Below are 26,681 nucleotides of genomic sequence, written 5' to 3' on the forward strand. Positions count from 1 at the left end.
CCTACATTATCCGTAAGAGGCCGTCTGAAACAGGCCGTCTGAATTTGGAATCTTTATGCTTTTCGACCTAAACCGTTATTCCTACCCCGTTTTCCGTAAAGAAAGCAAAAAACTCGTGCTGCTCGCCCTGCCGATGCTGCTTGCCCAAGTGGCGCAAGTGGGTGTGGGCTTTGTGGATACGGTGATGGCGGGCGGTGCGGGTAAAAACGATTTGGCCGCCGTCGCCCTCGGCAGCAGCGCGTTTGTGATGGTGTACATCACTTTCCTCGGCGTGATGACGGCATTGAATCCGATCATTTCCCAGCTTTACGGCGCAGGCAAATACGACGAAGTGGGCGAAACGGGGCGGCAGAGTATGTGGTTCGGCCTGATGATGGGCGTGATAGGCATGTTGCTGATGTGGCTGGCTATTGTTCCGTTTCAGAAACTGCTCGATTTGAATGAAAACGTCGAAAGCATGATGGCGCAATACATGCTGTTTACCGGCTTGGCCATGCCTGCGGCGATGATACACCGCGCCTTGCATGCCTATGCTTCAAGCCTGAACCGGCCGCGCGTGATTATGATTGTGAGTTTTTTGGCGTTTTTTCTGAACGTGCCGCTCAATTATGCGTTTGTGTACGGTAAATTCGGCATGCCTGCGCTGGGCGGTGCGGGTTGCGGTGTGGCAACTACCTTGGTGTTTTGGTTCAACGCCGCCGCGCTTTGGCTGTATGTGGTGAAGCAGAAATACTTCAGGCAGTTTAAGCTGACCGAGCGGTTCAGCAAGCCCGATATGAAGGTGTTCAAACAAATCTGGAAACTGGGCGCACCGATCGGTTTGTCGTTTTTTCTGGAAGTGAGCCTGTTTTCGTGCATCGTGTTTTTGGTGGCACGGCAAGGCGAAGATTATGTGGCGGCGCAGCAAGTGGTGATCAGCTTAACCAGCGTGATTTATATGATTCCGCAAAGCATCGGCTCGGCAGGCACGGTGCGGGTGGCCTACACCATCGGCCGCAGGGAATATGCGCGGGCGCGTTATATTTCGGGCGTTTCATTGGTTTTGGGCGTGGTGATGGCGGTGTTTACCGCTTTGCTGTTGGTATTTTTACGCTACCCGCTGGCAGGCATGTACACCGACGATGCGGCGGTATTGGCGATTGCGGCAACGGTGCTGCTGTTTGCGGCGGTGTTTCAGTTGGGCGACGCCACCCAATGCGTCGCTTCTTATGCCCTGCGCGGTTATAAAGTAACCAAAATCCCGATGCTGATTCACGCCGTGGCCTTTTGGGGCTTCGGTTTGGTACCGGGCTATCTGCTGGCCTATTCGGCAGACATGGGCATTTACGGTTTTTGGACGGCACTGGTGATTTCGCTCACCGTCGCCGCCGTTTTACTGGTTTGGTATTTGGAAATATGCAGCCGTTCGGTGGCTGAACGTAAAAGGATGTTGTGATGCAATTGTTGCACGATGTGGATTTAACGCCGCTCAACACATTCGGCCTCAAAGCCGCGGCGCGTGATTTTGCCGTGTTGGAAAACGAAGCGGATTTGCCGGAATTGGTAAAGCTGCCCCAATTCGACCGCCATACCGTTTTGTGGCTCGGCGGCGGCAGCAATATCCTGCTGATGCGCGACTACGACGGGCTGGTCGTCCACATGCAAAATAAAGGCATACGCGAACTTTTCCGTTCAGACGGCCTCGTTTATATAGAAGCGCAGGCCGGCGAAGTGTGGCACGACTTTGTGTTGAAAACGCTGGATATGGGCTTGAGCGGTTTGGAAAACCTCAGCCTGATTCCGGGCACGGTAGGCGCGTCGCCGGTGCAGAATATCGGCGCATACGGCGTGGAAGTGAAAGACATCATCCACAGCGTGCGCTGCTTTGATTTGGACACTTTAACTTTTGTCGAATTAAGCAATGCCGACTGCTGCTTTTCCTACCGTGAAAGCCTGTTCAAACAGCAAGGCAAAGGGCGCTATGTGATTGTTTCGGTTGTGTTCGCCTTAAAAGAACAATTCACCGCCAACGTCCGCTACGGCGATTTGGCTGCCGTATTGGCGGAAAAATGCGCAGGCCGTGCGGCAACGGCGAAAGACGTATCCGAAGCCGTGTGCAGCATCCGCGCCAGCAAACTGCCCGACCCGAAAGTGCTGGGCAATGTCGGCAGTTTTTTCAAAAACCCGATTGTCGATAACGAAACCGCGCAAAAGCTGCTGGCACAATACCCCGAAATGCCGCATTACCCGCAAGCCGACGGCAGCGTCAAACTGGCGGCGGGCTGGTTGATCGACCAATGCCGTCTGAAAGGCTACGGCATAGGCGGTGCGGCGGTGCACGACAAACAGGCTTTGGTGCTGGTCAACAAACAGCAGGCCACAGCGCAAGACGTTTACCGCCTCGCGCAATACATCTGCCAAATCGTACAGGAACGCTTCGGTGTGGCATTGCATGCGGAACCGAACTGGCTTCCGGCATCTTTTTCGTTGTGATTGCAGCCAAAACAAAACGGCTTGGTTATAATCAACCGTTTGTTAAGGGCATAAATTGAAACGGGCGGCGGTATGCCGCCTTAAGGAGTAGCAACGTGGCAAAAGAAATAAAAATAAATACTTATACCAGAATCATTGATGCGGGTCTGATGTTGTTCAACGAAGAAGGCGAACGCAACATCAGCACCAACCACATTGCCGCCCATTTGGGCATCAGCCCGGGCAACCTCTATTACCATTTCCGCAATAAAGACGAAATCATCGTCCAGCTGTTCAAACGGTACAGCGACGATTTGCTCAACTACCTGCACAACGCCCAACTGCCCGCAGGCGTATGCGACGCCATCAGCTACATGTCGGGTATTTACGACGTGATGTGGCGCTACCGTTTCCTCTTCAGCGACGTGAACACCTTGCTGGCAAGAAGCGCGGAGTTGTTGGGCGAACACAATAATTTCACCCAAGCCAAAGTGTCGCCGCTGCTGGTGAACCTGCTCACCCGCTTAAACGGCTTGGGCATCATCAAAGCCGACGAAACCGCCATGAACGATTTGGCTTTAAACATGTGGATGGTAACCAAATACTGGTTCGATTTCGACGGCTCGCTGCGCGGCCGCGCCAAACTGACCGAAGATTCCAAAGTCCGCGGCATCCAGCGCACCCTCAGCCTGCTGCGCCCTTATCTTTTGCCGGAATATCTGGCCGAGTTTGACGAAACCGTCAGCAGCCTGACGTTGGAATCGGACTGTGTGAACGATACGATGTATCGGGGCTGAAACGGCAATAAACTGTTTTTGATCGGAGGCCGTCTGAAACTTTTCAGACGGCCTTTTTACGTAGCCTTGTTTCAGACGGCCATATTTGCGGTAACAAATAAACTTACAACTGCTGCGGCGTTGCTGCGCTTGGCCGTATCGCTTGTATTACCTGCGGCTTGCCGCCTCGTATCAAAAGTGGGTTTATTTGCTATACAATACCCGCTTCTTACTTTTTTGAAATTGCCGGTAACATGAAAAACATTGTTGTTTATTGCGGTTCCAATCTGGGAGATACCTCCGCTTATTTCCATGCGGCTCAAGCGATGGGGGCGGCCATAGCCGCACGCGGCAGCCGTTTGGTTTACGGCGGCGGCAGAATCGGCCTGATGGGAACGGTGGCCGATGCCGTGCTGGCAAACGGCGGTAAAGTAACCGGTGTGATTCCCACGTTTTTGCGGGAAAAAGAAGTGGCGCATACCGGCTTAACCGAGTTGGTCGAAACACCCGATATGACCACGCGCAAAAACAAAATGATAGCGCTCGCCGATGCCTTTATCGCCATGCCTGGCGGGTTGGGCACTTACGAAGAACTGTTTGAAGTGCTTTCGCAGGCCCAGTTGAAGCTGCACGGCAAGCCTATAGGCATATTGAATGTAAACGGCTTTTTCGATCCGATGATAGCCATGTTGCAGCAAACCGCCGATGCGGGCTTTATGCCGCAAGCCAATATGAACCTGCTGTGCGTCGACGGCACCCCCGAAGGTTTGCTGGAAAAAATGGCGGCCTACCGGTTTGTGGACGTATCCAAATGGGTAACGCCGGATTGGAAGAATGCAGAGGCCGTCTGAAATGAAAACACCCGATACGGCCATACTCGGCATGGGTTATCTGGGCCGCCCGCTGGCTGAAAAATTATTTGAAAACGGCGGCCGCGTGTCGGCCTTGAAACGCAGCCTGACTTCCGACGACATCAATCTGCCGATTGAATTGGATGCCGTCGATTTAAACGATGAAAAAGTTTTTCAGACGGCCTTTTGGCGCAAATGGTCCGATAAAAAAGTGTGGATCTGCCTGTTGCCGCCGTCGGCAGTCGGCCGCTATACCGATTTGCTGGCGGTTTGGGCGCAAGCGGCAAAACAGTTCGGCATACGGCATATTGTTTACGTAAGCAGCACCAGTGTTTACGGCGAAGAGGTGCGGGAATGCACCGAACATAGCACGCCGCAACCGCAAACGGCAAGTGCGCAAAAAGTGCTGGCGGCGGAGCGGCTGTTTCTCGAAAGCGGTATAGAGCATGTCGATATTCTGCGTTTGGGTGGGTTGTATTCCGCCGAACGCCATCCGCTCAACAGCTTGTTGAAAAGCGGCAAAAAAGCGGCAGGCATGCACCGCCCCGTGAACATGCTGCACCAAAGCCGCGCCGTTGCCGCCTTATATTTGGCCGCCTGTACGCCGAGCGGCTTGCGCGTCCGCAATATCGTAGAAAAGCGGCATCCGCCCAAACACGAGTTTTATCGGGTCGAAGCCGCCAAACTCGGTCTGCCGGAATTGACCTTTGATGAAACCGATTGCAGCAGCGGTAAAATCGTAAACACCGCGTATGATGATTTTTCCACCGTTTTAGACTGAAGGCCGTCTGAAACTTTTTCAGACGGCCTGATAAGAAAGAACGCCCATGACAGCCCTGATTCCCGTTATCAACCACCTGATTCGGCAAAACCGCGAAACCCAAGCGGCGCTGGCCGGATTCGCCGGCACCACCGTGTGCCTGAATGCCGCCGGTTTGCGCATACACGGCACCTTAAATGCCGAAGGTTTTCTTGAACACAGCGAAGCCGAAGCAGTTGCTGAAATCACTTTTCAAAACAGCGCCCTGCAAAAAGTGCTGCAAGGGCAAACACCCGGAGTCGGCGATGTGGCCCTCAGTGGCGACACCGATACCGGCATGGCTTTGCTGCCGCTGTTCGGCGGTTTGCGCTATTACGCCGACGACGACTTGAGCCGACTGTTCGGTGATGCGGTGGCCGGAAGTATCGGCACACGGGCCGCCCGAGTGGGCCAAACGCTCAAGGCTTTCGGCCAAAGTATGCTGGAACAGTTCGGCGACTATGCCCGCGAACCCGAATCGCCGGTAATCAATCGTGAAACTTTTGAAACATGGTCGCGGCAAGTCGACACCTTGCGCGACGACTTTGCCCGATTGAATGCCCGTTTGGAAAAATTGGAGCGGCGCAAGTCGGAATAAATAAGGATAAGATATACGTGATCATATCCGTTCGATTGTTCTTACCGCTTCAAACATGCCCGCTTTTTTTCCCCTTAACCGCTTGCCGGTGCGGATGATTTCCAACCGTTGAAAACAGCCCGCATCCATTGTTTTTAAGCAATGGATGCGGGCTGTTCGTTATCCGGTTGGATCGTTAACCGAATGCTTTACGCGCGCCGGCAAACATTCTGTACCAGCCGGAAAGTTCGCTGTCTTGCCAATCGTCGGGGTGCCAGCTCATTTGGGCGGTGCGGTACACGCGCTCGGGGTGCGGCATCATGATGGTTACGCGGCCGTCGGCGTTGGTTACGCTTGCGATGCCTTGCGGCGAGCCGTTGGGGTTGAGCGGGTAGGTTTGGGTAACTGCGCCCAAGCCGTCCACATATTGCAGGGCAATATTGAGGCCGTCTGAAATTTTGCCGCCGATATGGGCGAAATCGGCGCGGCCTTCGCCGTGGCTCACGACTACGGGGAGATGGCTGCCTTGCATTTCGGCCAGAATCAGCGAGGGCGATTTGGGCACGTTGACCATGCTCAGGCGGGCTTCAAACTGCTCGCTTCGGTTGCGTTTGAACTTCGGCCAGCCTTGCGTGCCGGGGATGATTTCCGCCAAGTTGCTCACCATTTGGCAGCCGTTGCACACGCCCAAAGTGAGCGTGTCGCCGCGCTCGAAGAAGGCGCTGAACTGGTCGCGCAGTTCGGGATGGAACAGGATGGATTTCGCCCAGCCTGCGCCTGCGCCCAATACGTCGCCGTAGCTGAAACCGCCGCACGCGGCGAGCATTTGGAAGTCGGCGAGTTTCACGCGGCCGGCCATCAGGTCGCTCATGTGTACGTCGTAAGCATCGAAGCCCGCACGGGTAAAGGCGGCGGCCATTTCCACCTGCCCGTTCACGCCTTGTTCGCGCAACACGGCGATTTTCGGCTTGGCACCACTCGCGATAAACGGCGCGGCGATGTCTTCTTTAAGGTCGAATTTCAGGTCGGCAAACAGCGCGCTGCGCTTGTCGTCTGCCAGCAGGGCAAATTCGCTGTCGGCGCATTCGGGGTTGTCGCGCAGGCGTTGGATTTGGTGGCTGGTTTCTTGCCAGGTTTGTTGCAGTTTGATTAATTTGTCAGAAATAAGGTGCGTTTGCCCGTCGCGGATGAAGAGCATATTTTCATCGGTCGGAGCACCAATTTCAAAGACATTGTGATGCAGCTTTTGTTGATAGAATAAATTGATAATATCGGCAACATCTTGTTTTTTAACTTGGATAACAGCACCCAGCTCTTCATTAAATAATGTGCGGGCAATGGTTTCTTGCCATTCTGCCAACGCTTTTACCTCTTCAGTCTGCAATGATTGAGACAGAGCGGTATGGTTGGTAATAAATGTTTGTGCAAGTAATAAATTTAAATCTACATCCAAGCCGCAACGTGCAGCAAATGCCATTTCCACCAACGTAGCAAACAAGCCGCCGTCACTGCGGTCGTGGTAAGCCAAGAGTTTATCTTCGGCCACAAGCTGCTGAATCACTTGGTAAAACGCTTTCAGACGGCCTGCTTCGATATCCGGCGCTTCGCCTGCCATATCGTTATACACTTGGCTTAAGGCCGAGCCGCCCATGCGTGCTTTGCCGAAGCCCAAGTCCACGGCCAGCAATACGCTGTCGGCTACGTTTTTCAATTCGGACGTAACGGTTTTGCGCACGTCCTGCACCGGTGCGAAGCCGGTAATAATCAGGCTCAACGGCGAAGTTACCGATTTTTGCGCGCCGTTGTCTTTCCACACGGTTTTCATCGACAGCGAATCTTTGCCCACGGGAATGCTGATGCCCAGTTCCTGACAGGCTTGCGACACGGCTTCGACGGTGCGGTAGAGTTTTTCGTCTTCGCCGGCGTTGCCGCAGGCGGCCATCCAGTTGGCGGAAAGTTTGATGTTGCCGATGTCGCCGATATTCACGCCGGCGAGGTTGGTCAGCGTTTCGCCGATGGCCATGCGGCCGGAAGCGGGCGCGTTAAAGAGGGCGACGGTCGGTTTTTCGCCCATGGCCATGGTTTCGCCTTTGTGGGTGTTGAAGCCCATCATGGTTACGGCGGCATCGGCTACGGGAGTTTGGTAACGCCCCACCATTTGGTCGCGGTGGGTCATGCCGCCGACGCTGCGGTCGCCGATGGTAATCAGGAAGTTTTTGGCGGCCACGGTGGGCAGGCGCAACACGCGGTAGGCGGCTTCTTTCAAGTCGATATGCCTGCCTGAAAACGGTTTTTCAGACGGCCTTACGGTGTTGTCGCTGCGGGTGGTTTTGGGCGGTTTGCCGAGCAAGACGTTCAGCCGCAAATCAACGGGATTATTGCCGTACAAATCGTCGCGCACTTGCAGATGGCCGTCGTCGGTGGCGGTGCCGACAACGGCAAACGGGCAGCGTTCGCGCTCGCAGATTTCGCGGAACAAATCAAGGCTTTCCGGCAATATCGACAATACATAACGCTCTTGCGCTTCGTTACACCAAATCTGCATCGGGCTTAAGCCGTGCTCTTCCAGCGGCACGTCGCGCAGTTTGAATACCGCGCCGCGGCCTGCGTCGTTGACCAATTCGGGGAAGGCGTTCGACAATCCGCCCGCGCCGACATCGTGAATCGACACGATCGGGTTGTTTTTACCGAGCTGCCAGCAGCGGTCGATGACTTCTTGCGCACGGCGTTCGATTTCGGGGTTGCCGCGCTGTACCGAGTTGAAGTCCAAATCGGCGGCGTTGCTGCCGGTATCCATAGACGAAGCCGCGCCGCCCCCGAGCCCGATCAACATGCCGGGGCCGCCGAGTTGCACCAATAATGCGCCTTCGGGGATTTGGTCTTTATGGGTTTGGCCTGCCTGAATGTTGCCCAAGCCGCCGGCAATCATAATCGGCTTGTGGTAACCGCGCATTTGGCCTTCGAACTCTTCTTCAAAGGTACGGAAATAGCCCAAAAGGTTGGGGCGGCCGAATTCGTTGTTGAACGCCGCACCGCCGATGGGGCCTTCGATCATGATGTCGAGCGGGCTGCTGATGTGGTCGGGCTTGCCGTAGCCGCCTTCCCACGGTTGTTTGAAGCCGGGGATGTTGAGGTTGGACACGGTAAAGCCGGTCAAACCTGCTTTCGGGCGTGCACCTTTGCCGGTGGCACCTTCGTCGCGGATTTCGCCGCCCGCACCGGTGGCCGCGCCCGCGAAAGGTGCGATGGCAGTAGGGTGGTTGTGGGTTTCTACTTTCATCAAAATGTGCGTTTCTTCTTCGCTGAAGCGGTAGCCTTGCTGCTCGTCCGCACGCGGGTAGAATCGCTCGATTTTCGCGCCTTCGATGATGGAGGCGTTGTCTTTATAGGCCACAATCGTGCCTTCGGGGTGGGCGTTGTGGGTGTCGCGGATCATGCCGAACAGCGATTTGGGCTGTTTTTCGCCGTTTAAGATGAAGTCGGCATTGAAGATTTTGTGGCGGCAGTGCTCGGAGTTGGCCTGCGCAAACATCATCAGTTCGACATCGCTGGGGTTGCGCTGCAAGGCTTGGTAGTTTTCCAGCAGATAGTCGATTTCGTCGGGCGACAGCGCTAAGCCCAGTTCGCTGTTGGCTTGTACCAAAGCATCTTTGCCTTTGCCTAAAACATCAACGGTGGCGAAGGTTTGCGCTTCAGGGTGGGCGAAGAGCCGTGAGGCCGTCTGAAAATCGGGCAGCACGCTTTCGGTCATGCGGTCGTGCAAGAGGGCGGCCCATTGCTGTTTTTGCTCGGCGTTCAGTTCGCCTTTCACCCACACCGCCATGCCGCGCTCGATGCGTTCGATTTCGCCCAAGCCGCAGTTGTGCGCAATGTCGGTGGCTTTGGATGCCCACGGCGAAATGGTGCCGATGCGCGGGGTGATTAAAAACAAATGCAGGCTGTTTTCGGCTTCGGGTGTTTTTTCGACACTTTCTGCTTCTAACAAAGCCTGCAATTTCGTTGCGGTTTCGTTGTTCAGCGCGGATTCGCTGCTCACAAAATACCAAAATTCGCTGCTTAATTCTGCTTTCGGCAGGCCGGCGGCTGCGGCTTTTTGCAGGAGTTTTTCGATGCGGAAATCAGACAGGGCGGCAACGCCGCGCAAGGGCAATACGACGGACATGAATCTAGCTCACACATGCGGTTGGAAATGGGCGTAATTGTACACAAAATCAGTATGGTCTGCTCGGCTGCAATCAACCGAATTAATTTTTAATGCGCCAGCCGTATTAGCCGTACTGTCTGCGGCTTGCTGTCTTGTATTAAAAACCCGTTTGATTGGCTGGATTTTCCTTTTCAGACGGCCTGAAAAGCCCATTGAACCTTGCTGTGCTTTATGTTAAAAACAGGCCGTCTGAATCCTCTTCAAAGCGAGAAAACCATGAAAAAAATCGAGGCCATTATCAAGCCGTTCAAACTCGACGACGTGCGCGAAGCGTTAACCGAAATCGGCATCACCGGCATGACCGTTACCGAAGTGAAAGGCTTCGGCCGCCAGAAAGGGCACACCGAAATCTACCGCGGCGCGGAATACGCAGTGGATTTTCTGCCCAAAGTGAAAGTGGAGTTGGTATTGAGCGATGCCGACGTGGAGCGGGCGGTGGAAACCATTATCGAAACCGCGCGTTCGGGCAAAATCGGCGACGGCAAGATTTTTATTCTGCCGGTTGAAGAGGCAATCCGTATCCGCACGGGCGAGCGGTCGGATGCGGCTGTGTAATATATATGTGATGCAAATTCCGTTTTGGCAAATGCAGCAAGAGGCCGTCTGAAATTTTCAGACGGCCTCTTTGCCGATATGCAGAGGTTCGGCCGCTTTCTATTCTTTATCCAGATTCAAACGGGCGGCGATATGGCATTTGAACCCGTTGGCGCGGCAGTAATCCCGAATCTGTTGTTTCAGACGGCCTTCGGCTCCGTATTCCAACAGATAAACCTGCATGCCCGCCGCTTTCATTTCTTGCAGGTATTGCGTGAAATAGCGGCGGTTTGCAGCGGTTTGGGGGGCGAAACGTTTGGTGGCGAAGTTGATGGAGGTAAATACGGTTTCTTGGTTTACGCCGGTAGCCAGTTGCTGCAATTCTTTTTTCCGTGCCGCTTGTCGGGCGAAAGCGTCTCCGCCGTTGATGATTACGGGCAGCCGGTATTGCCGCAAGCCGCCGAGGATGTTTTTAAGGCCCTGATAGATATCCGGCTCGAGATAATGGAAATAAACATCGGCATTGTCGATAAAAAAGCCGTCTATGCCTTTTTCGACAAGCTGTTTGGCGAGCGTGTTTACCGTAAAAGCCTGCCATTCTTTATCGGAAACGTTTACCCAATATTCATCCGGCCAGTTTTCGTATTTGCCGAGTGTGATGGGGCGGAAACGCGGGTAGTAATCCCGAAAGGTTTCCAGCGAGCCGATATTGAGATAGGAAAATACTTTGTCCGCCTTGGAATGCAGGCATGCGATATCTGCGGCGGAAAATCCGGCGGCATCCACGACCACGGTTTCATATCGGTGCAGTTGCGCGGTATCGGCGGGATTCATGCCGATAAATACGCCGTACGTTTCTTTTGATTCGCCAACCGCGCTGCACAACATGATGATGCCCGCAAGCAGCAAGGCGGGGAATGTTACCGTTTTCATAAAGGGGCTTCGGGCGGAAAAACAAGGGCAATATGATTGAGGCGGGGAGCGGGGATAAGTTTCAGACGGCCCGAAGCCTTGCGTGCGGCCGTGATACGTTTGAGCGTGCGGAAGGCCGTCTGAAAACATATTTTCAGACGGCCTGACGGTTCAAAAGGAAAGAATATTTTATTTGGCGGCGTTCAATTGGTCGAACAAACTGCCGTCGGCAAAAAATTTCTTTGCAATGTCATCCCAAGAACCGAAAACCTCGTTGGGGCGGAACGTTTCGACGGCGGGAAAATCGGCTTGGTGTTTCGCCAACACGGCGGCGTTGCGCGGGCGCAAATAGAGTTTGGCGGCCAGCTCTTGCGCCGGTTCGCTCCACAGGTATTTCAAATATTCGCCGGCGGCGGCACGGGTGCCTTTTTTATCGGCCACGGCATCGACGACGGCGACGGGGCTTTCCGAGAGAATGGTGTAGCTCGGATACACGATTTCAAACTGGCCGGGTGCAAGGTTGCGGCTCACATGGTTGGCTTCGTTTTCAAAAGTAATCAGCACGTCGCCGATATCGCGCTGGGTAAACGTGGTGGTGGCGGCGCGCCCGCCGTTTTCAAACACGGGCACGTTTTTGAGCAGTTTGGCGGTAAAGGCTTTGGCTTGGGCTTCGTCGCCGTTGTGCGCTTTCAAGCCGTAGCCGAATGCGCCGAGGAAAGCGTAACGGCCGTTGCCCGAAGTTTTGGGGTTGGCGATTACGATTTGCAGATTGTCTTTAGCTAAGTCCGCCCAATCGCGCACTTGCTTGGGATTGCTTTTACGGACGAGAAACACGGTGGTGCTGGTAAAGGGAACGGCATTGTCGGGCAGGCGGGTGTGCCAGTCTGATGCGACCAATCCTTTTTTTGCTAAAAGCTCGATATCGGAAGTTTGGTTCATGGTGGCTACATCCGCTTGCAGGCCGTTGGCGACGGCCAAAGCCTGTTTGCTCGAACCGCCGTGCGATTGCTGCACGTTGATCGCCACACAGGGGTTGCGGGCTTGGTATTCTTTGATAAACAGCGGGTTGTATTCTTTATAGAAATCGCGGGCCACATCGTAGGAAACGTTCAGCAGTTTGATGTTTTTGCCGTCGGAAGAAGCAACGGTGTTTCCGTCGGATGCGGATGCTTCGGCCTGATTTTTGGCAGCATCGGGCGAGCAGGCCGATAAAGCCAGTAGGGTGCCGAGCGCGGCGGCAAATGGGAGAAAGCGTGTTGCCGACATGGTATTTTCCTTTGCAGTAATTGGTTTGAGTATGGTCGACACTTTATCGAGGCCGTCTGAAAAAGAGAAAGAATACTTGGTTTTATCATCATTGCCTTTGGTTATAAGCCGTCTGAAACCATCTCCGGCGCGGGCAACGGTTTTCAGACGGCCTGATTTTGATTTATTCTTTCATGTTTATTATTTTTGTAGAAACAATCATCTATGCCTCGTTTCTGGCTGCCGCTCTGGGTGGGCGGCGTTACCGCTTCGTTTGCTTTGCCCGCCGTGCCGTCTTGGACGGCGCTGGCGGCGGTATGGCTGTGCCTGTTTGCAGCGGCGTGGCGGTTTCGGACGGCGGCGTGGCTGCTGATATGTTTTTCCGGCGCGTTATACGGCATTGGGCGCACGCAAGCCGCTTTGGAAAAACAATGGCCTGCGGTTCAGACGGCCTATGTGCCGCTTACGGTAAAAGTGGCGGATTTGCCGCAGCGCGACGATAAACGGGTGCGTTTTACGGCCGTTGCGCGCGATGATGCGGGGCGGGAATACCGTTTGTTGCTGTCCGATTACCGTTTGCGCGATTGGCCGGTCGGCAGCGAATGGCGGGTACAGGCGCGGGTAAGGCCGCCGGTGGGCGAGGCGAATCTGCGCGGTTTCAACCGTGAAGCATGGGCGTTGGCCAACGGCATCGGCGGCGTGGGCAATATCGGCAAAGAGCGGCAGGCTGCGGCGCAAAACCGTGCCGGCGGTTTATCGGCCTTGCGCGAAACGGTCAGCCTGCGTTGGCAGCAAACCGATACCCGCGGGCAGGATTTTTCAGACGGCCTCGGTTTGATGCGGGCGTTGAGCATCGGCGAGCAATCGGCTTTGAGCGCGCAGGCGTGGCAGGCGTTCCGGCCTTTGGGTTTGAACCATCTGGTAAGTATTTCCGGCCTGCATGTGAGCATGGTGGCGGTGCTGGCGGGGTGGCTGACGAAGCAGTTGCTGCGCCTGCTGCCGCGCGTACCGAAACGGCCGCGGGCGTGGATGCTGGCGGCGGGTTTGGCGGCGGCATTGTTTTATGCGGGTTTGGCGGGCTTTTCGGTGCCGACGCAGCGCAGCGTGTTGATGCTGCTGGCGTTGGCATGGGCTTGGTGGCGCGGCAGCGGTGCGTCGGTGTGGACGGGTTGGTGGCAGGCGCTGGCGGTGGTGCTGCTGTTTGACCCGTTGGCGGTATTGAGCGCGGGGTTTTGGCTGTCGTTCGGTTTGGTCGGCGCGTTGTTGTGGGTGTCGGCAGGCCGTCTGAACGAACGCGGCTGGCTGTTGGCGGTGCGCGGGCAATGGGCGGTGTCGCTGTTGTCGGTGGTGGCGTTGGGCAGTATGTTCGCTTCGCTGCCTTTGATTAGTCCGTTGGTGAATGCGTTGGCGATTCCGTGGTTTTCGTGGGTGTTGGTGCCGCTGGCTCTGTTGGCTTCGTTGTTGCCGTTTGGTTGGCTGCAATGGCTGGCGGCTGCGGCGGGCGAATACACGATGCGGCTGCTGGTGCTCACGGCGCAAGTCGCGCCCGAATATGCGGTTGCCGCCGCTCCGCCTTATTTGCTGCCGTTGGCAGTGGCGGCGGTGTTGATGGCGCTGCTGCCGCGCGGCACGGGCTGGAAACCGCTGGCATGGCTGGTGTTGGCGGGCTTTGTGCTGTACCGCCCGCCGCCGCTTGCGGAAGGCCGTCTGAAAGTAACGGTGTGGGACGCGGGGCAGGGTTTGTCGGTGTTGATGCAGACGAAAGAGCATAATCTGTTGTTCGATACCGGCACGGAGCATATCGCCAACGCGCAGATTCTGCCCGGCCTGAATGCCGCGGGTGTGCGCGGTTTGGACGTGCTGGTGCTGTCGCACCACGATACCGACCACGACGGCGGTTTTGCCGAAATCCGTCAAGCCAAACAGCTGCGCGAAATTTGGGCTGGGCAGCCTGAGTTTTATCAGGGCGCGCGGTTTTGCGGGGAGCGGCAATGGCAATGGAACGGCGTGGTGTTTGAGTTTTTGAGGCCGTCTGAAAACTTGAAAACGGCCGACGACAACGAGCAAAGCTGTGTTCTGCGCGTGCTGGCGGGCGGTCAGTCGCTGCTGGTAACGGGCGATTTGGGCAAACGCGGCGAGCTGGCGTTGGTGGAAAAATACGGCGAAGGCTTGTACAGCCAAGTGCTGGTGCTGGGGCATCACGGTAGCGACACTTCGTCGGCAGGCGGCTTTCTGAACGCCGTTTCGCCGCAATACGCCGTGGCTTCGAGCGGCTATGCCAATGCTTACAAACACCCCGCCGCTGCGGTGCAAAACCGCGTGAAAGCGCACGGCATCGCGCTGTTGCGTACCGATTTGTCGGGCGGCTTGGTGTTTGAATTAGGCGCGGGGGAAGAGGTGCAGGTAGGCCGTCTGAAAACGGATAAACCTTATTGGCAGAGGAAGCCGTTTGAATGATGGCGGGTATTGAATCTTGCTTTGTAGAGTAGGGAATCGCTCTGATAAAACGCTAACGGTGCTCAATATAGTTAATCAACTTACTTCATCACGGTTCGTCAAAGTGCGTCATACTCGGGTCAAGCCCGAGTATGACGTGTTATTTTTAGGGCGGATATGCAATCTGCCCTTACAAACGGTTTTGAAACCCAAGGTTTGCCGCATTCGCAAAAAGGCCGTCTGAATCCATTTTTTCAGACGGCCCGGCAAAGATGTTATTCGCAGCTCGATTTGCCGGTGCGGTGGTTGATGGCACCTTTGGAAATCAGCAAAGCCTGCATTTCCTTATGCCCGCGGGTGCAGGCGTAAGAAAGGGCGCTTTGGTTGTACGAGCCGGCGGATTTGTTGGTTTGTGTGGTAACCAAGTTCGGATTTGCGCCGAGTGAAAGCAGGTATTTCACCGTTTCGATGCGGTTGTTGCTGGCGGCCACCATCAGCAGCGTTTCGCCGTCGCTTTCTACGGTTTGGTCGTTCAGATCGGTTTTGTCTTTCAGTTTGGCATACACCTTGCGCACGATTTTGGTGTTTTTGCCCAACACGGCGGATTTGAGCACGTTGTACACGTCGCCGCGGTCGGTGGCGTTCAAATCGGCACCTTGGGCAATCAGGTAATCCACCATGTCTTCATAGCCGATAAACGCCGCCCAACCGAGCGCGGTTTGACCCAAGCTGGCTTCGTCTTTGGCTTCGAGGTTTTGACCTTTGGCCACCATTTTTTTCACTTTGGCCAAGTTGCCTTGCTTCACGGCATCAAACCATTCGGCATCGGGGCCTTCGGAAGGTTTGTCGTAGAAAATGCGCCATGAGAGTTTTTTCGGATTGGCGATATCCTGCATTTCGGCCATGCTGTAACGGAATTTGCCTTTGGCAGCGGGCGCGGCCGAAGCGGCTACGGGCAAAACGAAGGCGGCCGCGAGCAGGGCGGCGGGGATAAATTTTTGAATGGACATAAAGTTTCCTTTGAAAAAATCGGATTGGGAAAAAATCATGTAATACGATACATAAAGACCGTCCGAAACTTTACCTTTTGTTTCAGACGGCCTCAAGATATTTAAATAAACCTTAATCAACGGTGCAATTTATTTACATATTCTACTTCTTCGCGGCTGCCGAGCACCACCGATACGCGCTGGTGCAGACCTTCGGGTCGGATATCGAGCATGTTTTGAATGGTGTTGCTGCTCGCGCCGCCCGCCTGTTCCAAAATCAGGCTCAAGGGGTTGGCTTCGTACATCAGGCGCAGTTTGCCGGGTTTGGCCGGATCGCGTTTGTCTTGCGGATACATGAATACGCCGCCGCGCATCAGGATGCGGTGGATTTCGGCCACCATCGAGGCCACCCAGCGCATATTGTAGTTTTTGCCGCGCACACCGGTGTCACCTGCAAGCAGTTCGGAAATATATCGCTGCATGGGCGGGAACCAATGGCGTTGGTTCGACATATTGATGGCGAATTCTTTGGTTTGCACCGGCACTTTCGGATGGGCTTGCGTTTGAACGAATTGGCCGCTTGAATCAAGTGTGAACACAAACACGCCGTGTTTCACAGTAAACACCAACTGGGTTTGCGGGCCGTAGAGCACATAACCGCTGCCCACCTGTTCGCTGCCTTTTTGCAGAAACGATTCGGTAGTCAGCACGCCTTCAGGTTTGGCCAAAATCGAGAAAATGGTGCCGACGGAAATGTTTACGTCGATATTGGACGAACCGTCGAGCGGATCGAACAGCACCAGATAGCGGCCGTTTTCGTTGCAAGCCACAAAAGTATCTTCTTCTTCGCTGGCCAAACCTGCTACGGCAGGGTTGGCTTTCAGGGTGTCAATCAGAATATCGTTGGCGATAACATCCAGTTTTTTTTGGTCTTCTCCCTGCACATTCCCCGTACCCGCTTCGCCCAAAATACCGGCCAGCGCCCCTTGGCGCACTTGGCTGTTGATTTTCGCGCAGGCGGCGACAACCGATTGGAGCACGCCGCCCAAGTTTTCGGGAAGGGCGTTTTGTTGCAGGTGTTGCGGTAAGAATTCAGAAAAAGTAGTCATGATGTTCTCGCTTCAAGTGATGGAGGCCGTCTTAAAAAATATTTCAGACGGCCTGTCGGATTTTATTTCAAGAAGGGCGTTTCAAGAGTGTTTTACAAGGCTCGACCGCACGCTCGACACGCTGCTCGATTTCTTTTTGGTCTCGGCCGCCGGCCATCATTCGGGTCATGTCTGCGGGAGTAACCGTTTCCACGGCTTTGCTTGCGCCGCACGCGCAGAACTCTTGGGCGGTTTGCTCCGAAACGGCAGCTTCTTTGGGAATGCTGCTGATGCATTGCTTGGTGAACGAAGCCATAAATTCTGTGCGAAATGCGGAATCGGTTCGGTTTTTCGAGGGTGGTTCGGTTTGCTGTTGCTGTCCGCCGCAGGCCGAGAGCAGGGCGGCGATGAGCAGTAGGGCGGATAAATTGCGGTGTTTTTTATGCATGGTTTCGGTTCCGTTTCGGGCGGATGCCTGCGGTTGGGAAGGGCAGGCAAACGGTTGCGGGGATTGTAAAGCAAATCGGTGCCGGTTTCTATATCGAAAGGCCGTCTGAAAACCGCGCCGATGCTTGCTTTGTTCAGACGGCCTTTTATTTAAAGCAGTTCGATTCAAGCAACAAAATAAAAAAGTATGTGTTGCAGCAACGTGAAAGAGAAATATGCCGGATATGCAAGATTTCGGCCGCATTGGCGGAAATGTCGGCTCCGCTGCTGGAAAAGAAAAAATGTAGCGGGAGAAGGCCGTCTGAAGTTTGGTTTGCAGGGCGGAACGGTAATAAAATTGCCCTCATGACGAAGTGTGGACAAGGTAACAATGTTTACGTTATGATAAAAAATTTACAATAATTAACGCTCGTTGCGATGATTGTTACCCAAGCTGGCTTCAAACTTTCGATTTGAAGTTTGATGATGATGTTTTCTCAGCAAAAATGCTTTTTTCGCCATGGAAAAATGCGTTATGTGCAGGAGAAATCCGCCGCAATGTTGCAGGTGGCATCGAGTGCCTGAAAAAAGGCTGAATTTTCTTTAATCAAGCCGTTTCGGACAAGCGTATGCTTTATGTGCTTGCCCGTTAAAACGGCAGGGAAGAACTTCTTTTTCCCAACTTTGTCAAGTCTGGAAGCTCAATCGAAAATACAGTATATTGTGCCCAAATTATCACGGTACTACTGTATCTTGTGTTTTAAGAAATTCTTAAGGTGAAGTAGATGAATGCAGCAAACAACCTGAAAGTAACCAAACGCGACGGCCGTTTGGAACCGTTGGACCTCTATAAAATCCACCGCGTCATCAACTGGGCGGCAGAGGGTTTGGATAACGTTTCGGTATCTCAGGTTGAGCTGAAATCGCACATCCAGTTCTACAACGGCATCCGCACCGAAGATATCCATGAAACCATCATCAAAGCCGCTGCCGACTTAATTTCCCAAGATACGCCCGATTACCAATATCTTGCCGCGCGTTTGGCGATTTTCCATTTGCGCAAAATCGCTTACGGCGAATTCGAACCGCCGCATCTGTTTGACCACGTTTCCAAGCTTACCGAAGCAGGCAAATACGACCGCCACATTCTGGCGGATTACAGCCGTGAAGAATTTGAAGAACTGAACGATTATATCAACCACGAGCGCGATATGACTTTCTCTTACGGCGCGGTTAAGCAGCTTGAAGGTAAATATCTGGTGCAAAACCGCGTTACCCGCCAAATCTACGAAACGCCGCAGTTTCTGTATATTTTGGTGGCCATGTGCCTGTTTGCCAAATATCCGAAAACCACCCGTTTGGATTATGTGAAACGTTTTTACGATGCGGTTTCCACCTTCAAAATTTCCCTGCCTACGCCGATTATGTCGGGTGTGCGCACGCCGACGCGTCAATTTTCAAGCTGCGTGTTGATTGAGTGCGACGACAGCCTCGACAGCATCAACGCCACCACCAGCGCGATTGTGAAATACGTTTCGCAACGTGCCGGTATCGGCATCAACGCAGGCCGTATCCGCGGCTTGGGCAGCGAAATCCGTGGCGGTGAAGCGCAACACACCGGCTGTATTCCGTTTTTCAAAATGTTCCAAGCCGCAGTTAAATCTTGTTCGCAAGGCGGCGTGCGCGGCGGTGCGGCCACTCTGTTTTACCCGCTGTGGCACATCGAAGTGGAAAGCCTGCTGGTGCTGAAAAACAACCGCGGCGTAGAAGACAACCGTGTGCGCCATCTCGACTACGGCGTGCAAATCAACCGTCTGCTTTATACCCGCCTGATTAAAGGCGGCAACATTACCTTGTTCTCGCCCAACGAAGTACCCGGTTTGTACGAAGCGTTTTTTGCCGATCAAGACGAATTCGAGCGTTTGTACACGCAATACGAGCAGGATCCGAATATCCGCAAACGTGCGTTGCCTGCAACCGAACTGTTTTCACTGATGATGCAGGAGCGCGCCGGCACCGGCCGCATCTACATTCAAAACGTCGATCATTGCAACACGCACAGCCCGTTTGATCCCAAAGTCGCGCCCGTGCGCCAATCCAACCTGTGCTTGGAAATCGCCTTGCCGACCAAGCCGTTAAACGACATCAACGATCCGAACGGCGAAATAGCCTTGTGTACCTTGTCGGCATTCAACTTAGGCGCGTTGGAAAGTTTGGATGAACTCGAAGGCTTGGCCGATCTCGCCGTCCGCGCACTTGATGCTTTGCTGGATTATCAAGATTACCCCGTTAAAGCGGCCCAAATCGCCACCATGAACCGCCGTACCCTCGGCATCGGTGTGATTAACTACGCCTACTATCTGGCGAAAAACGGCGTGAAATACAGCGATGATTCCGCTATTCCTTTGACCCACCGCACCTTTGAAGCCATTCAATACTACTTGCTCAAAGCCTCGGTAGAACTCGCCAAAGAATTCGGTGCCTGCCCGCTGTTTAACGAAACCACCTATGCGCAAGGCAAACTGCCGATTGATACCTACAAAAAAGATTTGGACGCCATCTGCCAAGAGCCGCTGCATCTCGATTGGGAAAGCCTGCGTGCCGACATTGTGAAGCACGGCCTGCGCAATTCAACCTTAACCGCCTTGATGCCGTCTGAAACCAGCTCGCAGATTGCCAACGCCACCAACGGTATCGAACCGCCGCGCGGTTTGGTGTCTGTGAAAGCCTCGAAAGACGGCATTCTGAAACAAGTGGTGCCTGAATTCGGCCGTCTGAAAAACCAATACGAACTGCTGTGGCAAATGCCTTCCAACGACGGTTATTTGAAACTCGTCGGCATTATGCAGAAGTTTGTCGACCAAGCCATTTCCGCCAATACCAGCTACGACCCGCAACGCTTCGAAGGCGGCCGCGTACCGATGAAGCAACTGCTGAAAGATTTGCTCACCGCCTACAAATTCGGCTTGAAAACCCTGTATTACCACAACACCCGCGACGGTGCGGACGATACGCAGACCGATTTGCAGGACGACGGCTGCGCGGGTGGGGCTTGTAAGATTTAAGCTGGATATAATTTATTTGTATGGTTTACTAAATTTATAGATTACAGGTAATTAAAAGTGCAGCGAAAAATCGAGGAGAGGGAATATGTCAGAATATAAATTAATTGAAAACATTATGCGGCTGTCCCAATCGGAGAATTGGTCAGAGGCTAAAATGGAGTGGAACTTACTTCACGTTTATGAAGCAACGGAGCCTGAGCGTTGTTTGTGTGGACATTATCCAATAATTGAGTTGTGTATTTTAAAAAATAAAGTTAATAGCAATAAAGTTACAGTTGGAAATTGCTGTGTTAAAAAATTTGTTGGTTTACCATCGCATTTAATTTTTAATGGAATTAAAAGAGTAACAAAAGATAAAGGAAAAGCCCTTAATGAGGCATGTATTCATTATGGCTACAAACATGGATGGATTAATGATTGGGAATATGAGTTTTGTTGCAATACAAAAGGGAAAAGAAATTTAACTGGGAGACAATTAGAAAAACGCAAACAGATTAATGAAAAATTCATTCGAAATTTAAAAAATAAGCCAAATTAATTGGTCTAATTTTTAATTGAAAACAAGCCTAATACTAATATATTAACAATAAAGTAAAATTTTCTAAAAAACGTCTTAATTATCCTAGATTTATTGAAAGTTTCCAATGTCCTGCGAACACCTAGTCATGTTATACAGCACATTCAGCAAAGCAAAAAACGATGCTTTGCTGGAGCCGATGTTTTTCGGCCAGCCTGTGAATGTTGCCCGTTATGACCAGCAAAAATATGAAATTTTTGAAAAACTGATTGAAAAACAATTGTCTTTCTTTTGGCGGCCGGAAGAAATCGACGTGTCGCGCGACCGTATCGATTACCAGAATCTGCCCGAGCATGAAAAGCATATTTTCATCAGCAATCTGAAATACCAAACGCTGTTGGATTCGATTCAGGGGCGCAGCCCGAATGTGGCTTTGTTGCCGTTGGTGTCGATTCCGGAATTGGAAACGTGGATTGAAACGTGGTCGTTTTCGGAAACCATCCATTCGCGCAGCTATACGCACATTATCCGCAATATTGTGAACGATCCTTCGGTGGTGTTCGATGATATTGTCGATAACGAATACATTATTGCCCGCGCGGAAGATATCGCCTGCTATTACGATGATTTGATCGAATATACCCAATACTACAATCTGTTGGGCGAAGGCGAGCATCATGTGAACGGTAAGGTGGTTACGGTTAACAAGCGCGAGCTGAAGAAGAAACTGTATCTGTGCCTGATGTGCGTGAATGTGCTTGAGGCGATTCGTTTTTATGTGTCGTTTGCCTGCTCGTTTGCTTTTGCCGAACGCGAGTTGATGGAAGGCAATGCGAAAATCATCAAGCTGATTGCGCGTGATGAAGCTTTGCATCTGACCAGTACGCAGCATATGTTGAACTTGATGCGCAGCGGTGCGGATGATCCTGAAATGGCGCAGATTGCCGCCGAGTTGGAGCAGGAATGTTTCGAGTTGTTTAAAACGGCGGCCATACAGGAAAAAGAATGGGCGGAATATCTGTTTAAAGACGGTTCGATGATCGGCCTGAATAAGGAAATTCTCAGCCAGTACGTTGAATATATTACCAATCTGCGTATGGCAGCGGTCGGTTTGAAACCTGCTTTTGAAGGAGCGAGCCAAAACCCGATTCCGTGGATCAATGCGTGGCTGTCGTCTGATAATGTTCAAGTGGCACCGCAGGAAGTGGAAATCAGCTCTTACTTAATCGGCCAGATTGATGCCGAAGTGAGCGCCGATGATTTGGGTGATTTCGAGCTTTAAAAACACAGTTGTCAGGCCGTCTGAAAGTGCAGGCGTTTCTGTACTTTCAGACGGCCTGATTAATTTTTACCGGACAGTCAGCATGGCTTTGATTACTACCCGTGATACTGCTTTTGAACTGAAAGAGGGGGAAACTCTTTTGGAAGGGTTGGAGCGGACGGGGCATGAAGTTGAATACCAATGCCGCAGCGGGTATTGTGGTTCCTGTCGCGTTCAGATTTTATCGGGTCGTGTGGATTATGATCATTTCCCGTTAGCATTTATCGGGCCCAACGAGATATTGCCCTGTTGTTGTCGTGTTTCTGAGGCAATAGAGATAGATTGTCATATTCGTTCGCCGGAACCTGATTTGTTTGATGTGGATTTATTTGAAGATCAAACTGAAACTGATTGAGCCAATGAAGAAAGGCTGTCTGAAAATTTTCAGACGGCCCCTTTATTAGAGAATATAAAAAAAGCTTACTTACAGTTTACACCTTGGATTTTAGGTGTATCACCGTCGCCTACTTTGAATGTGCATTTGATCGAATTATCGCCAGATACAGTCAGATTGGCACCGGTTAAGTTTAAAGACACAGGTTCTTTTACACCCATGCTGACTGCAGTGGCAGCGATTTTCTGCACGTTATCTTGTGTGTATGGTGTGTTATTAGAAGCTACTTTGATTTCTTTAGCCGCATAAGCGTTTGCTCCCATAGCGAGGGCCGTAACGGCAAATAAAGCAAAGAATTTGGTTTTTTTCATGGTTGTTTCCTTTATATACGGCACAATCAATGTGCCATTAAAGGCAGAATAGGGTTAAAAGTGCCTATGTGCAAGTATCGGCGAGGTTTTTACGAGGATGTGTTGTAAGTAGGGTTTGTTTTACATTATTTTCAATCAACAAATTTATTTGCAATAACAAGAAAAAAGCTCCCGTTTCGAAACAACGGAAGCTTTTTGTGAATGTGGTTATACTTATTTTTTATCTTTCGGCATTTGTGAGACAAGAGATAGATTTACATCCAATCCTTCGATTTGGAAATGTGGACGGGCATACAGACGTACTTTAAAGAAGCCCGGATTATCTTCAATATCTTCAACGACAACTTTGGCCTCCCGTAACGGATGGGTCGCCTGCAATTCATCGCTTGGGTCGGTCATTTCTGTAACCAAGGTATTGATCCAAGTGTTCAATTCTAATTCCAGTAAGCGACGATCTTTTGTCGTACCGATATTTTCCCGTTGAATCAGTTTCAGATAATGCGCCAAGCGTGAAAGCAGGAAGACGTAAGGCAGGCGAGAGTTGATTCGACTGTTGGCCGTTGCTTCTTTTGTTTCGTACAAAGCGGGTTTTTGAGCCGAGTTTGCGGAGAAGAAACAAGCGTAATCACGGTTTTTGTAGAAAGATAAAGGAATAAAACCAAGATTGGCAAATTCAAATTCACGGGTTTCCGGAATCAAAACTTCAGTTGGAATTTTAACTTGATTACCGGTACCTAAATCGTACATATGGATGGGCAAATCTTCGATTAAACCGCCGGCTTGCGGACCACGGATCTGTACACACCAACCGTTATTCACAAAACTGCGAACCATGTTTGCAGCAAAGGCGAAAGATGCATTTGCCCATAGGTAACGGTCATGATCATTACCTTTAACCTGCTCTTCGTAATTAAAACTACGAACGGGTACGGTATCGCTTCCGTAAGGAAGACGGGCAAGGAAGCGGGGAAGAGTCAGGCCGATGTAGCGGGCATCATCACTTTCTCGGAAGCTTTTCCATTTGATATATTCCGCACGGTCTAAGTAATTGCCGATGTCTTGTATCGCAGCTACTTCGTCCATGCTTTCTTTGCCGAAAAACTCCGAACCTACCGAACCGATAAACGGCATGTGTGCGGAAGCTGAAACACGTGAAATATTTCTCAACAGGGAAATATCTTGAGGACTACGGCCGAATTCGTAGTTAGAAATGATTGCACCGATGGGTTCTCCACCGGGGGTATCATATTCATTGGTGTAAGTGTGGAGATATAAGCCGCTTTGTATTATTTCAGGTGCATCTTCAAAATCTTGTATCAGGTCTTCTTTAGATACATCCAACACTTCAATTTTAACATTGCGACGAAAATCTGTGCGATCCACCAGAAATTTCAAACCCCTCCATGCAGATTCTGTTTTCTGGAACGCTTCGCTATGTAGAATTTCATCCAATTGCCGGCTTATTTTTTCATCAATTCTTGCAATATGGTAATCCAAAAGACTTTTATCCAAACGCTCCACTTTTTGTGAAGAGTCTTGAATCATTTTTAAAAAAACATTAACTGCAGCAGCGATACGTTCATCGGCAGATGATTCAGACATTTTTTCATTGCTTTGAAATTGGTCAATATCGATTACCGAATCAATAGCTGATAAATTGATTTTTTTGCATAGATTTTCATATATGCTGGGAGCCTCGATATGCTCTACAACGGTATTTGTTGTTTGTTGTGTTTTTTGCATCTTATTTCCTTGCTTCGATAAATTAGAATATTCGGTAATTTTATTTATTTAGGGGAGCAACTTTTTCTAATTCAGCGCGCAATTCGTTAGATAAATTCTCATCTTTCAAAATTGCTTCCAATTCACGTCTGAAGCTCACGTCATCCAACAGATTCGATTTCAGGTCACGCAACAGATTACGCATAGCCATTAAGGCCCGTAATTCAGGAACATTTCGGGCAATTTGCTCAGGATGGAAATCATTCATAGATTTGAAGTTTAATTGCACGTTTAAATCACCTCCTTCCGGCGATAAGGTGTTTTTAACGGCCATATCAATCTTTGGATTAAAGTCTGAGAGTACGGAATCAAAGTTATTTTTATCGATATTTACTTTTTCTCTTTCCGCAAGAGGGCGGTTATCTTGGCCGTTGCTGTAATCGCCGGCTACCAATAATTTGAGGGGCAGTTCTACTTTTTTTTGCGCTCCACCGGTGTGCAAATCTAATTTGATGTTGATTCGTGCTGAAGGGATTTCATTTTGGAAGCTTTTGCTCATGTCGACATCCTAAAATTATTTGATACGGGTTTAAATTTTTATATTCGTTTGTGGTAAAAATATACCGTTGGTAATTCAAATTGGAGTATAAGTGTTAAAATATGTTATTGTCTACCCAGATTGATTATCGGTTATTTAAAAGGATGACTTAACAGTGAAAATCTATAAGCCTTTGTGGGAAGAAGGTCTTTTGTTATCTCCACAGCATTTTCAACAGCAAAATCAATATGAAGAGTTTGTTTCAAGATCTTTAATCAAAATGTTGGGTAAATTCCAATGGGGTATATTTGACCAATCTTTTGACTATAAAGCTATTGAGGCAGGAAAACTTAAATTAGATGCTATTCAGTTATGTTTTCCGGATGGTACATTCGTTGATACACGGTTAACAGGAGCAAATGTTTCTACTAGAAATTTAAGTGATATTCCTTCAGACAAAAATAGGATTGACATTTATTTGGCGATACCTATTTGGCAAAGTAATTCAACAAATTTGGTATCGGATTCTGATAATTTGGCTGCACCAAAACGTTTTGTAAAGCGTTTTGAGCGTGTAATGGACATGTTTTCCAATGAAGAAGTTGAATTAAGTGTAGAACAATATAATTTGCAATTGAGATTTGATTTCGAGGCTAATGACGAATATATAACTTGCCCTATCGCAAGGCTCGTTCGAAATGAAAATGGGCGGCTTATGTTGGATATAAACTACATTCCTCCTTTGCTGTTAATGGCGGGCTCGCAGTGGTTGGTTGCATATTTAAAAAGAATTTCTTCTTTATTGATGTCAAGAATTGACAGCTTATCTGCTAGAAGACGTGCCCGCGGCGGAAATTTAGTTGATTTTTCTGTATCCGATTCAACTTTATTTTGGTTTTTACACGGGTTAAACAGTATTTATCCTGAATTGATGCATCTGACACGTTACCCCGAAAAACATCCGGAAGAATTATATAAATTACTCAGCCATTTACTTGGTATGCTGTATACATATAGAATAGAAGAATCTGTTGCAGATATTGATGTATATAATCATGTTGATTTATATGGTACTTTCAGTCGCTTGGAAAACAAAATCAGAAGTCTGTTGGATGAAGTGATTCCATCTCCTGTGATTGAAATTAATTTAGAACATTTCAAAACAACCCAATGGCGCGCGCAAATTTTTGATAGCAGAATTGATGATAAAACAGAGTTTTATTTATCAGCACATTCCGATTCGATTTCTTTTCTCGAGCTACAAAAACAATTACCTCTTATCAGCAAAATCGGAGCACCGGAAGATGTTGAGCGTGTAATTAACACTGCGGTTTTAGGAGTGCCGTTACATCTTCTTAATCAAACTCCTCCGGGATTGCCTTTCCGCATGGATAACGCGTATTTCAAGTTGGATCGTCATCATCCGGCGTTTCAACGTATGATGAAAACACAGGCTTGCAGTATTTATGTGCCTGCTTCCATAACTAATTTACATTTAAATTTATATGCTGTTGTGAGTATTTAA

At 50.7% G+C, this 26,681-nt stretch carries 22 protein-coding genes; 13 read left to right on the forward strand and 9 right to left on the reverse strand.

Going from position 1 to position 26,681, the window contains the following annotated elements:
• The first annotated feature begins 55 nt into the window (after positions 1 to 55).
• The 6 genes from Q0X97_RS01365 to Q0X97_RS01390 all read left to right on the forward strand — a co-directional run bounded on the left by Q0X97_RS01365 (position 56) and on the right by Q0X97_RS01390 (position 5,475).
• Positions 56 to 1,435: an MATE family efflux transporter gene (locus tag Q0X97_RS01365; RefSeq protein WP_302065468.1), complete on the forward strand. Its 1,380-nt coding sequence runs from the start codon at positions 56 to 58 to the stop codon at positions 1,433 to 1,435.
• Entirely contained in the window at positions 1,435 to 2,472 is a 1,038-nt protein-coding gene (gene murB / locus Q0X97_RS01370) for a UDP-N-acetylmuramate dehydrogenase (RefSeq protein WP_302065469.1), read from the forward strand. The genes Q0X97_RS01365 and murB overlap by 1 nt, the downstream gene beginning before the upstream one ends.
• Positions 2,473 to 2,567: 95 nt before the next feature.
• Positions 2,568 to 3,248 carry a TetR/AcrR family transcriptional regulator gene (locus tag Q0X97_RS01375; RefSeq protein WP_302065470.1) on the forward strand — a complete coding sequence of 227 codons (681 nt, stop codon included), beginning with the start codon at positions 2,568 to 2,570 and terminating at the stop codon, positions 3,246 to 3,248.
• Between the two features lie 233 nt (positions 3,249 to 3,481).
• Positions 3,482 to 4,078 carry a TIGR00730 family Rossman fold protein gene (locus Q0X97_RS01380; RefSeq protein WP_302065471.1) on the forward strand — a complete coding sequence of 199 codons (597 nt, stop codon included), beginning with the start codon at positions 3,482 to 3,484 and terminating at the stop codon, positions 4,076 to 4,078.
• A 1-nt stretch (position 4,079) separates the two neighbouring features.
• Complete coding sequence (locus Q0X97_RS01385) at positions 4,080 to 4,859, forward strand: SDR family NAD(P)-dependent oxidoreductase (protein WP_302065472.1); 780 nt, start codon at positions 4,080 to 4,082, stop codon at positions 4,857 to 4,859.
• Between the two features lie 46 nt (positions 4,860 to 4,905).
• The gene (locus tag Q0X97_RS01390; RefSeq protein WP_302065473.1) at positions 4,906 to 5,475 is read left to right on the forward strand and encodes an SCP2 domain-containing protein; all 570 of its coding nucleotides are present in this window, start codon (positions 4,906 to 4,908) and stop codon (positions 5,473 to 5,475) included.
• 175 nt (positions 5,476 to 5,650) lie between these two features.
• Here Q0X97_RS01390 and purL read toward each other — a convergent pair whose 3' ends face one another.
• The gene (gene purL / locus Q0X97_RS01395; RefSeq protein ID WP_302065474.1) at positions 5,651 to 9,616 is read right to left on the reverse strand and encodes a phosphoribosylformylglycinamidine synthase; all 3,966 of its coding nucleotides are present in this window, start codon (positions 9,614 to 9,616) and stop codon (positions 5,651 to 5,653) included.
• A gap of 258 nt (positions 9,617 to 9,874) precedes the next feature.
• On the opposite strand from purL, the gene Q0X97_RS01400 reads away from it, so the two are divergent.
• The gene (locus Q0X97_RS01400) at positions 9,875 to 10,213 is read left to right on the forward strand and encodes a P-II family nitrogen regulator (protein ID WP_054598602.1); all 339 of its coding nucleotides are present in this window, start codon (positions 9,875 to 9,877) and stop codon (positions 10,211 to 10,213) included.
• A 99-nt stretch (positions 10,214 to 10,312) separates the two neighbouring features.
• Here the strand turns inward: Q0X97_RS01400 and Q0X97_RS01405 are convergent, their stop codons facing one another.
• Both Q0X97_RS01405 and Q0X97_RS01410 read right to left on the reverse strand, forming a co-directional pair.
• Positions 10,313 to 11,125 carry an endo alpha-1,4 polygalactosaminidase gene (locus Q0X97_RS01405; protein ID WP_302065475.1) on the reverse strand — a complete coding sequence of 271 codons (813 nt, stop codon included), beginning with the start codon at positions 11,123 to 11,125 and terminating at the stop codon, positions 10,313 to 10,315.
• A gap of 168 nt (positions 11,126 to 11,293) precedes the next feature.
• The gene (locus Q0X97_RS01410) at positions 11,294 to 12,370 is read right to left on the reverse strand and encodes a sulfate ABC transporter substrate-binding protein (protein ID WP_302065476.1); all 1,077 of its coding nucleotides are present in this window, start codon (positions 12,368 to 12,370) and stop codon (positions 11,294 to 11,296) included.
• Between the two features lie 204 nt (positions 12,371 to 12,574).
• Between Q0X97_RS01410 and Q0X97_RS01415 the strand changes: the two genes are divergently transcribed.
• Positions 12,575 to 14,806 carry a DNA internalization-related competence protein ComEC/Rec2 gene (locus Q0X97_RS01415; protein ID WP_302065477.1) on the forward strand — a complete coding sequence of 744 codons (2,232 nt, stop codon included), beginning with the start codon at positions 12,575 to 12,577 and terminating at the stop codon, positions 14,804 to 14,806.
• A 254-nt stretch (positions 14,807 to 15,060) separates the two neighbouring features.
• Here the strand turns inward: Q0X97_RS01415 and Q0X97_RS01420 are convergent, their stop codons facing one another.
• The 3 genes from Q0X97_RS01420 to Q0X97_RS01430 all read right to left on the reverse strand — a co-directional run bounded on the left by Q0X97_RS01420 (position 15,061) and on the right by Q0X97_RS01430 (position 17,310).
• Entirely contained in the window at positions 15,061 to 15,795 is a 735-nt protein-coding gene (locus Q0X97_RS01420; protein ID WP_115133674.1) for an ankyrin repeat domain-containing protein, read from the reverse strand.
• Between the two features lie 116 nt (positions 15,796 to 15,911).
• Positions 15,912 to 16,883 carry a class 1 fructose-bisphosphatase gene (locus Q0X97_RS01425; RefSeq protein ID WP_302065478.1) on the reverse strand — a complete coding sequence of 324 codons (972 nt, stop codon included), beginning with the start codon at positions 16,881 to 16,883 and terminating at the stop codon, positions 15,912 to 15,914.
• Between the two features lie 67 nt (positions 16,884 to 16,950).
• Entirely contained in the window at positions 16,951 to 17,310 is a 360-nt protein-coding gene (locus Q0X97_RS01430) for a hypothetical protein (RefSeq protein WP_302065479.1), read from the reverse strand.
• Between the two features lie 763 nt (positions 17,311 to 18,073).
• On the opposite strand from Q0X97_RS01430, the gene nrdA reads away from it, so the two are divergent.
• The 4 genes from nrdA to yfaE all read left to right on the forward strand — a co-directional run bounded on the left by nrdA (position 18,074) and on the right by yfaE (position 22,546).
• Positions 18,074 to 20,353, forward strand: a complete 2,280-nt coding sequence (nrdA, locus tag Q0X97_RS01435; protein WP_302065480.1) for a class 1a ribonucleoside-diphosphate reductase subunit alpha — start codon at positions 18,074 to 18,076, stop codon at positions 20,351 to 20,353.
• Positions 20,354 to 20,438: 85 nt separating this feature from the next.
• Positions 20,439 to 20,891 (forward strand): hypothetical protein, encoded by a 453-nt coding sequence (locus Q0X97_RS01440; RefSeq protein WP_302065481.1) that lies wholly within the window; start codon positions 20,439 to 20,441, stop codon positions 20,889 to 20,891.
• Between the two features lie 127 nt (positions 20,892 to 21,018).
• The gene (nrdB, locus tag Q0X97_RS01445; RefSeq protein ID WP_302065482.1) at positions 21,019 to 22,152 is read left to right on the forward strand and encodes a class Ia ribonucleoside-diphosphate reductase subunit beta; all 1,134 of its coding nucleotides are present in this window, start codon (positions 21,019 to 21,021) and stop codon (positions 22,150 to 22,152) included.
• Between the two features lie 82 nt (positions 22,153 to 22,234).
• On the forward strand, positions 22,235 to 22,546 hold the full coding sequence (yfaE, locus tag Q0X97_RS01450; protein WP_302065524.1) for a class I ribonucleotide reductase maintenance protein YfaE: 312 nt from the start codon (positions 22,235 to 22,237) through the stop codon (positions 22,544 to 22,546).
• Positions 22,547 to 22,611: 65 nt separating this feature from the next.
• Here the strand turns inward: yfaE and Q0X97_RS01455 are convergent, their stop codons facing one another.
• The 3 genes from Q0X97_RS01455 to tssB form a co-directional block, all read right to left on the reverse strand.
• A complete protein-coding gene (locus Q0X97_RS01455; RefSeq protein ID WP_302065483.1) occupies positions 22,612 to 22,896 on the reverse strand; it encodes a hypothetical protein in 285 nt (94 codons plus the stop codon).
• Positions 22,897 to 23,109: 213 nt separating this feature from the next.
• Positions 23,110 to 24,639 carry a type VI secretion system contractile sheath large subunit gene (gene tssC, locus Q0X97_RS01460; RefSeq protein ID WP_302065484.1) on the reverse strand — a complete coding sequence of 510 codons (1,530 nt, stop codon included), beginning with the start codon at positions 24,637 to 24,639 and terminating at the stop codon, positions 23,110 to 23,112.
• Between the two features lie 40 nt (positions 24,640 to 24,679).
• Positions 24,680 to 25,177, reverse strand: coding sequence for a type VI secretion system contractile sheath small subunit (gene tssB / locus Q0X97_RS01465; protein ID WP_302065485.1), 498 nt, complete (start codon positions 25,175 to 25,177; stop codon positions 24,680 to 24,682).
• Positions 25,178 to 25,331: 154 nt separating this feature from the next.
• Here tssB and tssK point away from each other — a divergent pair, with 154 nt between their 5' ends.
• Entirely contained in the window at positions 25,332 to 26,681 is a 1,350-nt protein-coding gene (tssK, locus tag Q0X97_RS01470; RefSeq protein ID WP_302065486.1) for a type VI secretion system baseplate subunit TssK, read from the forward strand.

Source organism: Neisseria sp. MVDL19-042950, assembly GCF_030504625.1.
Taxonomy (GTDB): Bacteria; Pseudomonadota; Gammaproteobacteria; order Burkholderiales; family Neisseriaceae; genus Neisseria.